Genomic DNA, 14718 nt, shown 5'->3' on the forward strand with positions numbered 1-14718 from the left:
GACGGTTGTTCCCTGGCGCGGGCCCGAATCTTTTGCTTGGCGGCCCGGCAAAAATCGGCATTGTGAGGCCATGACCGAGCAAAACGACAGCCAAGAATCCCGGCGAGAATCCCGGCAAGCCAAGGCGGGCGCGATCATCGTTCCCGTGACGCTGTTCGAGCAGAACTGCACCATCATCTGGGACGAGCCTTCCAAGAAGGCCGTGGTGATCGATCCCGGCGGCGACGTGCCGAAGATCCTGGATGCGATCAAGCAGACCGGCGTCACGGTGGAGAAGATCTGGCTGACCCACGGCCATATCGACCATGTCGGCGGCGCGGCCGAGCTGCGCGATGCGCTGACGGTGCCGATCGAGGGACCGCATGTCGCGGACAAGTTCCTGCTCGACAACGTCGTGGCGAGCGGCGCGCGCTTCGGCATGACGGGAGGACGCGATTTCACGCCCGACCGCTGGCTCGACGAGGGCGACAGCGTGTCGATCGGCGGCTTGCAGTTCGACATCCTGCATTGTCCGGGTCATTCGCCCGGCAGCGTGGTGTTCTTCAACAAGGATCTGCGGTTTGCCCATGTCGGCGACGTCCTGTTCGCCGGCTCGGTCGGACGCACCGACCTGCCCGGCGGCAGTCACGCCACGCTGATCAGTTCGATCAAGACGAAATTGCTGCCGCTCGGCGACGATGTCGGCTTCATCTGCGGCCACGGCGCCGGCTCGAGCATCGGCCAGGAACGGATGACCAATCCGTTCATCACCGGCGAGATGTAGGCTTATTCAGCGGCGTCCGCGAGCGCCGTCGCCTCACCGAGATTGCGCTCGCCCCACTCGCGGATTGCGGCAACGACGGGGACGAAGCTCTTGCCCTTGCGCGTCAGGCGGTACTCGACCTTCGGCGGCACCTCGCCGAAATCCTTGCGGTCGATCAGGCCGCTCATCGTCAACGCCTTCAATTCGCGGCTGAGCACGCGCGGGGTGATCTCGGCGCTGCCTGATGCGCCGCGCAGCAAGCCGCTTCTGATCTCGCCGTAGCGGCGCGGGCCGTCCTTGAGGTCCCAGACGATGCGCAGCTTGTATTTGCCGCTGATCATCTTCTGAAACGCCGCAACCGGACAGGTGCGCGCGGGAGACGTCTTCGCCATGTCGTTTCCTCCATGTGGAAGATTCTTGTTTTGACGCGTTTTCTTTACGCGAACCGGTATCCACTTCGCTCGAAAACGCTATGCGATGAGGATAGGAGCAACGGCGAAAAAGTCCATACTATCAATTTTGTCCATACTTGCGGGATCGTATCAAGCGCGCAGATGATGACGCACAAGACGAACAGGGAGCGTCACATGAAGCACTTCATGATCAGATACGCGTTCAAGAACGGCACGACGGAGGAGTGGCACCGCGAGATCGGCCGCTTCATCAAGGCGATCGACGCCGATGCGGAGCTGAAGGGGAGGATCGGTTATCGTTGCCTGAAGCATCGCGACGACGGCAGCTATCTCCACTTCGCCAGCGTCGCCGACGATGCTGCGCAGAAAACGCTGCAATCGCGGGACTTCTTCAAGCACTACCAGGAGGTGACGCGGAAGGTCGCGGGCGGCGAGATCAGCGTGACGCCGGTCGAGGTGATCGATCAGACGGGGTAGCTTTTCGCGGAGCTGAATTGAAGCCGCCGCTACAACTTCGCTGTCGTCCCGGACAAGCGCGCCTGAAGCGCGCGCCGATCCGGGATCCATAACCACAGGGAGATGTGGTTACGGGGACTCGGAGTCACCTCTTCGTGCCCAACTTTGTCCTGTGGCTATGGGTCCCGGATCGGCGCGCGCTTCAGGCGCGCTTGTCCGGGACGACAGCGGCGCTACTTCATCAGCCCCGCGGCCGTGAGCGCGCGCGTGATGATCTGGCCGAGGTCGAAGCCGCGCGCCTTCTCGCCCTGCGGCTCGGCCGACTCCGCGGCGACGAGGGTGCGGATCGAGCGGGCGAGATGCGGCGCGGGCGAGGGCGCCGGCTTCGCGGTAGGCTTCGTGGCGGACTTGGTGACGGGCTTGGCTTCCGCCTTCGTCGTCGCGGCGTCCGCAATCCAGCCGGTGAGGCCGAAGAACTTCGCGATGTGGTAGGACGAGGAGATGCCGGCCTCGATCAGGAAGGCGCCTTCGATGCCGTAGCGCTGATCGTTGTCGGCGAGCCCCAGCGGCGTGCCGTGCGCCATGTCGGTGATGGCATAGGACTCGACCAGCGTCTCGCCGTCCTTGTCCCACCAGGCCTGGCGCGGATAGCCGTCGACATTGGTCTCCGCCATCGGCAGTTCGGGCAGGCCATGCAGGTCGAGCCATTGCTTGACGATCTCGTTGGCATTGCCGGGATTGACGGTGCGGTCGGCGCTGCCGTGCCACACCGAGACCCTCGGCCAGGGGCCGCGATGATCGGAGGCGCTGCGCACGAGATCGCCGAGCTCGCGCGCAGGACGCGCCGGGGAATGAAACATGCCATCGAGCGCCTCGCGCAAGTTCGAGGCGATGCCGTAAGGCAGCCCGGCAATGATCGCACCGGCCGCGAAAACTTCCGGATAGGTCGCGAGCATCACCGAGGTCATGCCGCCGCCGGCCGACAGGCCGGTGATGAAGACGCGCCTGGGATCGATGCGATGCGTCTTCACCATGTGCGCGATCATCGCGCGGATCGAACCCGGCTCGCCGCTGTCCCGCGCGGTGTCCTCCGGATTGAACCAGTTGAAGCAGGTGTTGGCATTGTTGATGCGCTGCTGCTCGGGCATCAATAGCGCAAAGCCGTAATGTTGCGCGAGCGTCGACCAGCCCGCGCCGAGATCGTAAGCGGCCGCCGTCTGCCCGCAGCCATGCAGCACGACGACGAGCGCGCGCGGCCGCTGCAATTGCGCCGGCACGAACGCGAACATGCGCAAGGCGCCGGGATTGTCGCCGAAGCCAGTGACCTCCTGCAGCGGGCTCGATCCATCTGCACCGCGGCCGGGCTCGGCGAAGCGCAGTCCGTCCAGCCGGGGCAGACGTCTCAACAGATCGATGTTTCTGGCTAGCGACACGGCAAGTTCCTGGTGGGCGACGTTCAACGTCCAGCCCAACCAGATAGTTGCTGCGGCGCAAAATAAAAAGACCGTGCGCTGTCAATCTCGGGAAATTGGCTGAAAATCTGCAAGAATCCGCACGTATTAACCGCAACGTCCGCAATCTCGTGCCGATGCGCGGCGTATCCGCGCCGGAAATGCGGCGCCCATCATGACGAATGTCACAAATGACAAGAGCGGGGCGAGGAATTCTGCGCGCGCTGATTGTGAGGCTTCGCGGAGATGTCGAACGCGAATGAAGGGACCCGCCCAGTCGCGCTGCGTGTCCTTATCGTGATGAAGCGCGAAGCGGGCGAGGACTACGCAACGTCTCGCTTGCCGCCGCGCATGCCTGCATTCCACCGCGCGGGACATCGCGTGATTGCGTTCGTGCCGTCAGGCACGTAGCCTGACACGACCAAGAAACAGAAAATTCAGCCGGAGAGAACACATGGCGCGCCTGAAGTTCGGAGCCTTTCTTGCCCCGCATCACCCGATCGGGGAGCATCCGATGCTGCAGTTCCGGCGCGATCTCGACCTGGTCGAGCAGCTGGATGCGCTCGGCTATGACGAGTTCTGGTGCGGCGAGCATCACTCCTCGGGCTGGGAGATGATCGCCTCGCCCGAGATGTTCCTGGCCGCGGCCGGCGAGCGCACCAAGAGGATCAAGCTCGGCACCGGCGTGGTGTCGCTGCCCTATCACCATCCCTTCAACGTTGCCCAGCGCATGGTGCAGCTCGACCACATGACCGGCGGCCGTGCCATCTTCGGCTCCGGACCGGGCGCGCTCGCCTCCGACGCGCACACGCTCGGCATCGATCCGATGACGCAGCGCGACCGCCAGGACGAGGCGATCGGCATCATCCGCCGCCTTTTCAACGGCGAGCGCGTCACCGCCAAAAGCGACTGGTTCACGATGAACGACGCCGCGCTGCAGATCCTGCCCCTGCAGGAGGAGATGCCGTTCGTGGTAGCTTCGCAGATCTCGCCCTCCGGCATGACGCTGGCCGGCAAATACGGCATCGGCATCATCTCGCTGGGCTCGATGACGACCCAGGGCCTGATGTCGCTGCAGCAGCAATGGCAGTTCGCCGAGGATGCCGCCAAGAAGCACGGAACCACGGTGCGTCGCGCCGACTGGCGCGTGCTCCTGACCTGGCACATCGCCGAGACGCGCGAACAAGCCCGCCGCGAGGCCGGCGCCGGGCTGATGCGCTGGCACAACGAATATAATGTCGGAACGCTGCAGCGGCCGGGCCTCACCGCGTTCTCCTCGCCCGACGAGGCCGTCGACAAGACCGCCTTCGTCGAGGGGGCCGCGTCCACCATCGGCACGCCCGACGATCTCGTCAAGACCATCAAGAACGTGATGCAGGTCTCCGGCGGCGTCGGCGCCATCATCGGCTTCGTGCACGACTGGGCCAATCCGGAAAACACCCGCCGGAGCTGGGACATGGTGGCGCGCTACGTCGTGCCAGAGATCAACGGCTATATCGACGGGCTGCGCAGGTCGCAAAAATTCGTGATCGAGAACCGCGCGATCTTCGAGCGCGCGGGCCAGGCGGTGATGGCCAAGATCATGGAGAATGAGAAGGCCGCCGAGGCGCTGAAGGTGACAGGCCCCGGCCGCGTCGCCATTCCCGCCGTCAACGCGCCGGATCTGCAGAAGGAAGCGGCGAAGCGGTAGGCACTCCACTCGTCGTCCCGGGGCGCGCGCAGCGCGAGCTATGATGCGCAATTGCGCATCTGAGGACCCATAACCACAGGATGCGGATTTACGAAGACTCGGAGCTACCAGCCTCGCACCAAAACTCCTCCCTGTGGTTATGGGTCCCCGCCTCCGCGGGGACGACGGCGGTGGAAGTGACGATTTTGTGCGCAAGACGACCGCAGCTCATCGCGGCCGGATCGTGCTATGTTTGCGGGGCCAGCCAACCGGAGCAATCGTCATGTCGATGCAGAATGTGGCCGCCCCTGCGCTTCCGTTCACTCCGCCCAAGCGCAACGAGCTGACCCACATTCCCGGCGACGAAGGCTGGCCGATCATCGGCAAGACCTTTCAGGTGCTCGCCGATCCCAAGGGCCATATCGAGGCGAACGGCGCCAAGTACGGACTGGTCTACCGCACGCACTTTTTCGGCGAGACCAACGTCGTGCTGCTCGGGCCCGAGGCCAACGAGCTCGTGCTGTTCGACCAGCAGAAGCTGTTCTCCTCGACCCATGGCTGGGACAAGGTGCTGGGGCTGTTGTTTCCGCGCGGATTGATGCTGCTCGATTTCGAGGAGCATCGCCTGCATCGCAAGGCGCTCTCGGTCGCGTTCAAGTCCGGGCCGATGAAGTCCTATCTCGGCGATCTCGACCGGGGCATTTCCGCGCGCGTCGCGCAGTGGAAGGCGAAGCCGGGCGAGATGCAGCTTTATCCGGCGATGAAACAGCTCACGCTCGATCTCGCCGCGGCCTCGTTCCTCGGCGCCGATATCGGGCCCGAGGTCGACGAGATCAACCGCGCCTTCATCGACATGGTGGCCGCCGCCGTCACCCCGATCCGCCGCCCCCTGCCCGGCACCCAGATGGCGCGAGGGGTGAAGGGACGCAAGCGCATCATCGCCTATTTCCGCGAGCAGATTCCGCTGCGGCGCGGCAATCACGGTGGCGACGATCTGTTCTCGCAGCTCTGCCGCGCCACCCATGAGAACGGCGCGCTGCTGTCGGACCAGGACATCATCGACCATATGAGCTTCCTGATGATGGCCGCGCACGACACGCTGACCTCGTCACTGACCTCCTTCATCGGCGAGCTCGCCGCCAATCCGGACTGGCAGGACCGGCTGCGCGCGGAGGTGCTCGCGCTCGGCCTCGCCTCCGGCGCGCCGACCAGCTTCGACGATCTCGAGAAGATGCCGCTGACCGAGATGGCGTTCAAGGAAGCGCTGCGGCTCAAGCCGCCGGTGCCGTCGATGCCGCGCCGCGCGATGCGCGATTTCAGCTTCAAGGGTTTTGCGATTCCCGCCGGCACGGCGATCGGCATCAACCCGCTCTATACCCACCACATGAAGGAGATCTGGCCGGAGCCGGACCGTTTCGATCCCATGCGCTTCACCGAGGACGCACAGCGTGGCCGTCACCGTTTCGCCTTCGTGCCGTTCGGCGGCGGCGCGCATATGTGCCTCGGCCTGCACTTCGCCTACATGCAGGCGAAATGTTTCGCGCGGCATTTCCTGGAGAATATCGAAGTGTCGCTCGCGCCAGGCTACAAGCCCGACTGGCAGATGTGGCCGATCCCGAAGCCGCGGGACGGGCTGCGGGTGAAGGTGAAGGCGGTTTAGGCGCCGATCTCGTAGGGTGGGCAAAGCGAAGCGTGCCCACCACGTTTCTCCGGGTGCAAACATCGATGGTGGGCACGGCGCGCGAAGGGCGCGCCTTTGCCCACCCTACGGCACCATCGCCGGAGCTGCTACGCCTCCTGGTCGAACGCCTTGCGCAGGGCCACATAGCCCTGCTGCTGCTGGCTCCAGTTGCGGCCGCCGGTCATGGCGCCGTCGACGACGAGGTCGTGGCCGTTGATGAAGCTGGATTCGTCGCTGGCCAGGAACACTGCGGCCTGGGCGATATCTTCAGGAAGACCCGCGCGGGGGATCGGCTGCGCGGTCTTGTAGACTTCGCGCATCACCGCCGGCGTCTTCTCGGCGGCATCGGTCGAGAGCCCCAGCGCCTTGCCGAAGATGCCGGTCGCGATCGCGCCGGGCGAGATCGAGTTGACGCGAACGTTGGATTCGCCGAGCTCCATCGCCACGCATTTGGTGAGATGGATCACCGCCGCCTTGGCCGCGCCATAGACCATCGACGACGAGAAGCCGGCGAGGCGGCCGGCAATGCTGCCATTGTTGATGATGCTGCCCCCGCCCTGCTTCTTCATGTAGGGCGCGGCGTGCTTCATGCCGAGCATGACGCTGCGCACCAGCGTCGCCATGGCCGCATCGAACCGCTCGACCTCGAGACCTTCGATGCCGCCGGTCTGTGCCGGCCCGCCGGCATTGTTGAACAGGCAATCGATCCTGCCGAACTTGTCGACCGCGAGCGCGATCAGCGCCTGCATCTGCGCTTCGACGGTGACGTCGGTCTGACGGAAGACGCAGCTTGCCCCGAGCTGCTGCGCCAACGCCTCGCCTTCCGGTACGCGCCGGCCTGCGATCACAATTTTGGCACCTTCGGCAACGAAGACTTCCGCAGTGCGCAATCCGATGCCGCTCGTCGCTCCCGTGATCACCGCAACCTTGCCGTCCAGCCTGCCCATGGAATGTTCCTGTTTTCGAGTGATTTGATGCCAAATGGCGTATGCCGGCCGCGGCCGTCGCGGCAGCGGTCACTATTCCTGCCCGCTTCCGACAAGGCAAGCTATGCTTCAACGGGCGGCATGCGTAACATCCCCACGGGCCGCTCGATCGTCGAACGCCTATCGCAACCAGGCAGGGCATGAGGAAGCTGATCGAGGAGTTCCGCAAGGGCTGGCAGGGTGCGGCGCCGCCCTCGCTCGCTCTGAGCATCGGCTTTGCGGTGGTCTGCCTGTTGGCTGCAACCCTGGTCCGCTGGGGCCTCGCTCAGGTTCGTCCCGACATCTATTTCACGCCGTACTTCCCGGCCGTCTTCTTTGCTGCGGCCCTGGGCGGATTCCGGATCGGCATCGTGACGGCGCTCGTCGGCGGCGTGCTCGGCGTCGCGCTGAATTTCGGCGATGCATTTGCCGATCGCGCGCGGTTTGTCCTGCTGGCGCTTTACTGGACCGTGTGCGCGATCACCATCTGGGGTGTCGAGCACTATCGCACCATGTTGGCCGAGCAGCGCCGAATTTCCAGACGCCTGATCGAGGAAGAAGATTATCGCAAGCTGCTGGTCGAGGAGCTCCAGCATCGGCTGAAGAACAAGCTGTCGACGGTGCATGCCGTGGTGCACCAGGTGTTGCACGACCAGCCGCAGGTCTGGGCCCGGGTCGATCCGCGGCTGCGCTCGCTGGCCGCAACCGATGATTTGATCTCGCGGATCGACAAAGCCGGCTGCGACATCCGCGACCTTCTGATCTCCGAGCTCGGGCCTTACGGCCATGTCCGCTTCACGCTCAACGGCGAGCGGCTGTTCCTGCCGCCCAAGCTCGCGGTCACGCTGTCATTGATGTTTCACGAGCTTGCCACCAATGCAGGCAAGTACGGCGCATTCTCCTCACCGCGCGGTCTGTTGCAGGTGTCATGGACCATCACCGACGACCGCCTGACGATCACCTGGGACGAAACCGAAGGACCGAGCGTGGACAAGGTGTCGGAGCCCGGCTTCGGCACCAAGCTCTTGAAGTCGGCGCTGTCGGCTTTCGACGGCAAAACCGAGATCTCGTATCTGAAAACCGGGCTGCATTGCATCATGCAGTGCCGAATTCCACGAAGCGAGTAGACGTCGCAACATGTAAGGTGTGCTCCTTGCTGCCCGCGCGGTGGCGCAATCGCGTGTGGCACTTGCGCGACCTGAGCAAGCGGCCTCGTCCTTCGAGACGACCGCTTCGCGGTCTCCTCAGGATGAGGCTAAGCGGCATCGGTGCTCGGGTGATATCGCGCAGCGCACTCCGGCCCTCATCCTGAGGGCCCGCCCACGGCGGGCGTCTCGAAGGATGGCCGCAGGCGAAATCGCTCCCACGCGGATACTTCGCTGTTTCGCCGAGCGCGTTGACGCTCCGTTAATGACGATCGCCAGCGCGCGTCGGATCGTCGCAAGTTTTCTCCAAAACACCCCCGTATTTCTCCTGACCCCTTAACCAAACTTAAGAGGGAACCGCGGAAGATCGCGCCCATTGCAAAGGCGCGCTGAAACAACAAGATTCATGACTTCTATGAACGACAATCAATATTCCGGCGCGACTGAAGCCGAGCTCGGTTTTCTCAAGGAAATCGTTAGAATGCTGCCGGCCGGCCTCACCGTGCAGGACGCGCATGGCGAGTTGCTGCTGGTCAACGATGCCGCCGCCGCGCAGCTCGGCCTGGACGGCAGCCGTCCTTCACCCGATCTGACGCCGCGGCGCGAGGCCTGCCGCCAGGCCCTGAGCGACGGGCAGCCCGTCGTGACCGAGGAAGCGCTTCACGTCGGCGCCGCGCGAAAGGTGCTGCTCACGACCCATCGCCCCGTTCGTCTCGACGGACGCGAGCTCCTGATCTCCGCATCCTCCGACATCACCGAGCAGAAGAATTTCGAGGACCAGCTGTTCCGCTCGGCCTATTTCGACGAGCTGACCGGGCTGCCCTCGCGCCGCGTGATCGAGCACCGCGCCAATGCCCTGCTGGCGCACGCCCACAGCGGCGAACGCTTTGCGTTGGCCTTCCTCGACGTCGACAATTTCAAGCACATCAACGACTATTACGGCCACGCCGTGGGCGACGCGCTGCTGGTCGAGCTGGCGAAGCGGCTCGGACGGGACTTGCGCGATTCCGACATACTCTCGCGCATCTCGGGCGACGAATTCCTGCTGCTGCTGTCACCGGTCCAGAGCCAGGAGGAAGTCGCCGAATTCATGCAATCGACGCTGGAGCGGCTGACCGCGCCGTTCTTCATCGACCATTCGGAAGTGTTCGCCTCGACCTCGGTCGGCATCAGCCTCTATCCCGACCATGGACGCAGCTTCGAAACGCTGCGGCAGAACGCGGACATCGCGATGTACCGCATCAAGAACAACGGCAAGGGACTGGCCGCCTTCTTCGATGCCAGCATGGAACGCGAGGCACAGGCGCGGATGAAGGTCGAGCAGTCGCTGCGGCTCGCGATCCTGGAAAAGCGCTTCTGCTGCGCCTTCCAGTCCAAGGTCGACATCCGCACCCAGGCGGTGAAGGGCATCGAGGCCCTGGTGCGCCTGCGCGACGACGAAGGCGTGATCCAGGCGCCCGGCTCGTTCATCGATCTTGCCGGCGAGCTCGGCCTGATCGACGAGCTGACCCATCTCGTGCTCGCCGAGATCGTCAAGTCGATCGACCTGATCAACGACACGTTCGGCCCGGAAGCGACCATCAGCATCAACGTTGCCGCCAAGCAGGCCGGCAATCCCGAATTCATGCGCAGCTTTGCGCAGGCGCTGGAGGAGACCGGCTTTCCGCAGCGGTTCATGATCGAGGTGACGGAAGATGCTTTCGTCGCCAAGAATCATTTTCAGGACGAGATCCTGCCGATGTTCCGCAAGCTCGGCGTCGGCGTCTCCATCGACGATTTCGGCACCGGCTATTCCTCGCTCTCGGCGCTGGCCGACATCACCGCCGACGAGATCAAGATCGACCGCTCCTTCATCACCGACATTCATAATCGTCCGCGCAGCCAGGGTATCCTGCGCGCGATCGAATCCTTGAGCGAGGCGCTCGGCATGACGGTGATCGCCGAAGGCCTCGAAACCTACGAGGAGCTGGCCTATCTGCAGGCGGCGACCAAGATCCGCTACGCGCAGGGCTATTATTTCTCCCGGCCGATCTTCCTGGAGGAGCTGAAGCTCGCAACGCCCTCCTCGAGCGAGGCGCGGGTCAGCGTGGCAAGCCGCCCGGCGCAACAGCACCGCCAGGGCTATTCGCGGGCGAGCGGGTACCGGCGGTAGGGGCGGCGCGACACATACCGCTGTCGTCCCGGGGCGCGAAGCGAGCCCGGGACCCATACCCAAAGGGAGCAATTTAGCGAAGACTCGGAGTGGGAGCGTCGCGCAGCAACTGCGCCCTGTGGTTATGGGTCCCGGGCTCGCGCTTTGCGCGCCCCGGGACGACAGCGATTGCTGAGCTGGGTTCAGTGCCCATTCCTCCTTTGGCGCCATTTCCCCCTTTGAAATCGCTGCACTTTTGCTAATACACGGGGCGGACCTCCCCGAGGTATCTCATGCCTGCCGCCGCCTCCTCGATCAGCGATCCCGCCTATCTCCGTGCGCGCGCGATGGAAACGCTGTTCGAGCGGCTGGAGAAGCTCTGCGAGGGCGCGATTGCGATCGATCGCGGCGGGCGCGTCGTCTACGTCAACGAGAAATATCTTGCCGCGCTCGGTCTCGACCATGCCAGCGAGGCGATCGGCCGGTCGATCGAGGAGGTGATCCCGAACAGCCTGATGCGGAAGGTGGCCGAGACCGGCGAGCCGATCCTGCTCGACATCATGGAGCTCGGCGGCGAGCAGCTCGTCGTCACCCGCATGCCGATCGAGGACGAGAACGGGACGGTGATCGGCGCGATCGGCTTCGTGCTCTATGATCATCTCGAAAGCCTGAAGCCCCTGCTCGCCCGCGTCGCCCAGCTCGAGAGCGATCTGCGGCTGGCTCGGCGGCAATTGTCCAACGCCCGCGCGGCGCGCTTCACCTTCGCCGATTTCGTCGGCACGACGCCTGCCATTGCTCACGCCAAGGAGCTCGCCAGCCGAGCCGCGCGGCAGAGCGTCACGGTCCTGCTCACCGGCGAGACCGGGACGGGCAAGGAGATGCTGGCGCAGGCGATCCACAACGCCTCCTCGCGCGCCGACAAGCCGTTCGTCAGCGTCAACGTCGCCGCCATCCCGGAGACGCTGATCGAGTCGGAGTTCTTCGGCACTGCGCCGGGGGCCTATACCGGTGCCGACCGACGGGGACGCGAGGGCAAGTTCCGCATTGCTGACGGCGGCACGCTGTTCCTCGACGAGATCGGCGAGATGCCGCTGCAATTGCAGGCCAAGCTGCTGCGCGTGCTGCAGGAGCGCGAGATCGAGCCGCTCGGCTCGGACAAGATCACCAGGGTCGACGTCCGCGTCATCGCCGCGACCAATGTGGACCTGCGCAAGCGTGTCAGCGACGGCGCATTTCGCGCCGATCTCTACTACCGGCTCAACGTGCTTTCAGTCGACCTGCCGCCGCTGCGCCACTGCCTCGACGATCTCCCCGACATTTGCGCCCGGCTGCTCGACGACATCAGCGCGTCGGGCGACTACGTCAAGGCGAAGATCACGCCGAGCGCGCTCGCCGCGCTCGCCCGCTACGATTGGCCGGGCAATGTCCGCGAGCTCCGCAACATCCTCGAGCGCGCGCTGATCCTCAGCGATTCCGGGCGGCTGACCGGCGAGGATGTCGCCCGCATCCTCCCCATCGGCACCGAGGTCAGGCTCGCACCGGCCGAGCGCCCGGCCGGATTGGTGGTGCCCTATGCCGAGGCCGAGGCCGAGTTCGAGAAGCACACGCTCGAACAGGCGCTCGCCGCCAGCAACGGCCAGATCACCGAGGCCGCCCGGATGCTGCGGATCTCGCGCGCGACCTTCTACAAGAAGCTCGCGAAATTCGGCCTCGCCTCGGGATCGGCGCCCGTCTGAGTTTCGAGACACCGGACTGTCCGGAGTCTCGGATTCCGGACACCGCACCCGGCTGCTCTTCCGAGGCGAATTGCAGGCAATTGCCGCAGATTTCAGCGGTCTTGCGCGAAGCTGCGGGATCTGGCGCGGACCTTGCTCTCCGCTTTGCCGTCTTTCCTTCGCGAGGAGCAACCTGTTCCGGGGCAGCGCTTCGCGATAAGATCAAGCACAACAAGGCCTACGGTCCAGGGAGCGGGAGGAACGCCGTGAGCCATCATCCAGCTCTGCCTTACTTGCGCAACTCCGAGAAGGGCAAGGTCGTCTCGGCGAATGAAGCCGTCATGCTGATCCGCGACGGCGACACGGTGGCGACCGGCGGCTTCGTCGGCATCGGCTTTGCCGAGGAGATCGCCATCGCACTGGAGGAGCTCTATCTGTCCCATGAGGGCGATGCGCCCTATACGCAAGGCAAGCCGCGCAATCTGACGCTGGTCTATGCGGCCGGTCAGGGCGACGGCAAGCAGCGCGGCCTCAATCATTTCGGACATGAAGGCCTGGTGCGGCGCGTGATCGGCGGGCATTGGGGCCTTGCGCCGAAACTGCAGCAGCTCGCGATTGCGAATCAGATCGAGGCCTATAACCTGCCGCAGGGCGTCATCACGCACCTGTTCCGCGACATCGCCGCGCACCGGCCCGGCCACATCACCCGTGTCGGCATGGGCACCTTCGTCGACCCCCGGCACGGCGGCGGCAAGCTGAACGCACGCACCACCGAGGACCTGGTGGAGCTGATCACGCTGCGCGGCGAGGAGTGCCTGCTCTACAAGACCTTCCCGATCGATGTCGGGATCATCCGCGCCACCACCGGCGATCCCGACGGCAATCTCACCATGGAGAAGGAGGCCCTGACGCTGGAGGCGCTCGCCATCGCCATGGCGGCGCATAATTCCGGCGGCATCGTCATCGCCCAGGTCGAGCGCGTCGCCGAGACCGGCAGCCTCAATCCGCGCCAGGTCAAGATTCCCGGCATCCTGGTCGACTGCGTCGTGGTGTCGAGGCCCGAGAACCACTGGCAGACTTTCGGCACGCAATACAATCCGGCCTTCTCGAGCGAGATCCGGGTCCGCGCCGCCTCGCTGCCGGTGATGCCGATCAGCGAGCGCAAGATCATCGCCCGGCGCGCGGCGCTGGAGCTGAAGGCCAACAGCGTCGTCAATCTCGGCATCGGCATGCCCGAGGGGATCGCCTCGGTCGCCAATGAAGAGCGGATCATCGACCTCATCACGCTGACGGCGGAGCCGGGCGTGATCGGCGGCATCCCGGCGAGCGGCATCGATTTCGGCGCGGCGATCAACACGCAGGCGGTGATCGACCAGCCCTACCAGTTCGACTTCTACGACGGCGGCGGTTTGGACGCCGCCTTCCTTGGGCTTGCCCAAGTCGACCGCACCGGCAACCTCAATGTCAGCAAGTTCGGGCCGAAGCTCGCAGGCGCTGGCGGCTTCATCAACATCAGCCAGAACGCCAAGGAAGTGATCTTCGTCGGCACGTTCGGTGCGGGCAAGCAACGCATCGCGGTAAAGGACGGCAAGCTCGTCATCCTGGACGAGGCCACGTCGCGCAAATTCGTCGAGAATGTCGAGCACGTCACCTTCAGCGGCCCGTTTGCCGCCGCACGCAAGCAACGCACCCTTTACGTCACCGAGCGCTGCGTGTTCGAGCTCCGGGAGGACGGGCTCGAGCTCGTCGAGGTCGCGCCCGGCATCGAGATCGAGCGCGACATCCTGCGCCTGATGGACTTCAAGCCGCTGATCCCGCGCGACCCCGCCCTGATGGACGCGCGCATCTTCGGCGACGGCCTGATGGATCTGCGCGAGCGCCTGCTCACCATCCCGCTCGACCAGCGCTTCACGCTGGACGAGCAGCAGAACCTGTTCTTCGTCAATCTCGAGCGCTATCCGCTGCGCAGCAAGGCGGAGATCGACACCATCGCCGCCATCGTCGAGGCCCGCCTGGCGCCGCTCGGACGCCGCGTCTACGCCATCGTCAATTATGACAATTTTTCTATCCTGCCGGAACTGATGGACGATTATTCGGCCATGGTGCGCAGCCTCGTCGACCGCTTCTATTCCGGCGTGTCGCGCTACACCACGTCGGGTTTCCTGCGCATCAAGCTCGGCGAAGCCCTGGAGAAGCGCGGCGTCGCGCCGCACATCTTCGAGAGCGCGGAGGAAGCGCAGTCGGACTGGCGCCAGGTCGAGGCCGGCGCGGCGCGCAATGCGAGCCAGGCTCAAAAATGATGCATGCTCTCGCTCCGGCGCACGCCGCCGGAAGGATCAATTGCAATGTT

11 protein-coding genes are annotated in these 14718 nt (G+C 64.7%); 8 read left to right on the top strand and 3 right to left on the bottom strand.

From position 1 onward, the window contains the following. Positions 1-70 precede the first annotated feature (70 nt). Positions 71-763 (top strand): MBL fold metallo-hydrolase, encoded by a 693-nt coding sequence (locus N2605_RS33565; protein ID WP_225157995.1) that lies wholly within the window; start codon positions 71-73, stop codon positions 761-763. A 2-nt stretch (positions 764-765) separates the two neighbouring features. Here the strand turns inward: N2605_RS33565 and N2605_RS33570 are convergent, their stop codons facing one another. After that, positions 766-1134 (bottom strand): winged helix-turn-helix transcriptional regulator, encoded by a 369-nt coding sequence (locus N2605_RS33570; RefSeq protein ID WP_036038584.1) that lies wholly within the window; start codon positions 1132-1134, stop codon positions 766-768. Positions 1135-1329: 195 nt separating this feature from the next. Here N2605_RS33570 and N2605_RS33575 point away from each other — a divergent pair, with 195 nt between their 5' ends. After that, positions 1330-1632: a hypothetical protein gene (locus N2605_RS33575; protein WP_225113295.1), complete on the top strand. Its 303-nt coding sequence runs from the start codon at positions 1330-1332 to the stop codon at positions 1630-1632. 212 nt (positions 1633-1844) lie between these two features. On the opposite strand, the gene N2605_RS33580 is transcribed toward N2605_RS33575, so the two are convergent. Further along, entirely contained in the window at positions 1845-3044 is a 1200-nt protein-coding gene (locus tag N2605_RS33580) for an extracellular catalytic domain type 1 short-chain-length polyhydroxyalkanoate depolymerase (RefSeq protein WP_260345082.1), read from the bottom strand. Between the two features lie 472 nt (positions 3045-3516). Here N2605_RS33580 and N2605_RS33585 point away from each other — a divergent pair, with 472 nt between their 5' ends. Beyond that, entirely contained in the window at positions 3517-4752 is a 1236-nt protein-coding gene (locus tag N2605_RS33585) for an LLM class flavin-dependent oxidoreductase (RefSeq protein ID WP_109142075.1), read from the top strand. A 262-nt stretch (positions 4753-5014) separates the two neighbouring features. Then, the gene (locus tag N2605_RS33590) at positions 5015-6391 is read left to right on the top strand and encodes a cytochrome P450 (RefSeq protein ID WP_225130147.1); all 1377 of its coding nucleotides are present in this window, start codon (positions 5015-5017) and stop codon (positions 6389-6391) included. 128 nt (positions 6392-6519) lie between these two features. Here N2605_RS33590 and N2605_RS33595 read toward each other — a convergent pair whose 3' ends face one another. Next, the gene (locus N2605_RS33595; RefSeq protein ID WP_260345083.1) at positions 6520-7359 is read right to left on the bottom strand and encodes an SDR family NAD(P)-dependent oxidoreductase; all 840 of its coding nucleotides are present in this window, start codon (positions 7357-7359) and stop codon (positions 6520-6522) included. 179 nt (positions 7360-7538) lie between these two features. On the opposite strand from N2605_RS33595, the gene N2605_RS33600 reads away from it, so the two are divergent. The 4 genes from N2605_RS33600 to N2605_RS33615 all read left to right on the top strand — a co-directional run bounded on the left by N2605_RS33600 (position 7539) and on the right by N2605_RS33615 (position 14668). Then, positions 7539-8504 carry a sensor histidine kinase gene (locus tag N2605_RS33600; RefSeq protein WP_057025911.1) on the top strand — a complete coding sequence of 322 codons (966 nt, stop codon included), beginning with the start codon at positions 7539-7541 and terminating at the stop codon, positions 8502-8504. Positions 8505-8937: 433 nt separating this feature from the next. Beyond that, complete coding sequence (locus N2605_RS33605) at positions 8938-10674, top strand: putative bifunctional diguanylate cyclase/phosphodiesterase (protein ID WP_260345084.1); 1737 nt, start codon at positions 8938-8940, stop codon at positions 10672-10674. Positions 10675-10946: 272 nt separating this feature from the next. Beyond that, the gene (locus N2605_RS33610) at positions 10947-12389 is read left to right on the top strand and encodes a sigma-54 interaction domain-containing protein (protein WP_225153639.1); all 1443 of its coding nucleotides are present in this window, start codon (positions 10947-10949) and stop codon (positions 12387-12389) included. Between the two features lie 245 nt (positions 12390-12634). Further along, the gene (locus N2605_RS33615) at positions 12635-14668 is read left to right on the top strand and encodes an acyl CoA:acetate/3-ketoacid CoA transferase (protein ID WP_311735348.1); all 2034 of its coding nucleotides are present in this window, start codon (positions 12635-12637) and stop codon (positions 14666-14668) included. The last annotated feature ends 50 nt before the right edge of the window (positions 14669-14718 follow it).

It is taken from the genome of Bradyrhizobium yuanmingense (assembly GCF_025200905.1).
Classification (GTDB): domain Bacteria; phylum Pseudomonadota; class Alphaproteobacteria; order Rhizobiales; family Xanthobacteraceae; genus Bradyrhizobium; species Bradyrhizobium yuanmingense.

What these genes read in the sequence shown, in the direction of transcription:
- N2605_RS33585 (WP_109142075.1), top strand. Translation starts at nt 3,517, where the DNA reads ATGGCGCGCCTGAAGTTCGGAGCCTTTCTTGCCCCGCATCACCCGATC.
- N2605_RS33565 (WP_225157995.1), top strand. Translation starts at nt 71, where the DNA reads ATGACCGAGCAAAACGACAGCCAAGAATCCCGGCGAGAATCCCGGCAA.
- N2605_RS33600 (WP_057025911.1), top strand. Translation starts at nt 7,539, where the DNA reads ATGAGGAAGCTGATCGAGGAGTTCCGCAAGGGCTGGCAGGGTGCGGCG.
- N2605_RS33595 (WP_260345083.1), bottom strand. Translation starts at nt 7,359, where the DNA reads ATGGGCAGGCTGGACGGCAAGGTTGCGGTGATCACGGGAGCGACGAGC.
- N2605_RS33590 (WP_225130147.1), top strand. Translation starts at nt 5,015, where the DNA reads ATGTCGATGCAGAATGTGGCCGCCCCTGCGCTTCCGTTCACTCCGCCC.
- N2605_RS33575 (WP_225113295.1), top strand. Translation starts at nt 1,330, where the DNA reads ATGAAGCACTTCATGATCAGATACGCGTTCAAGAACGGCACGACGGAG.
- N2605_RS33610 (WP_225153639.1), top strand. Translation starts at nt 10,947, where the DNA reads ATGCCTGCCGCCGCCTCCTCGATCAGCGATCCCGCCTATCTCCGTGCG.
- N2605_RS33570 (WP_036038584.1), bottom strand. Translation starts at nt 1,134, where the DNA reads ATGGCGAAGACGTCTCCCGCGCGCACCTGTCCGGTTGCGGCGTTTCAG.
- N2605_RS33605 (WP_260345084.1), top strand. Translation starts at nt 8,938, where the DNA reads ATGAACGACAATCAATATTCCGGCGCGACTGAAGCCGAGCTCGGTTTT.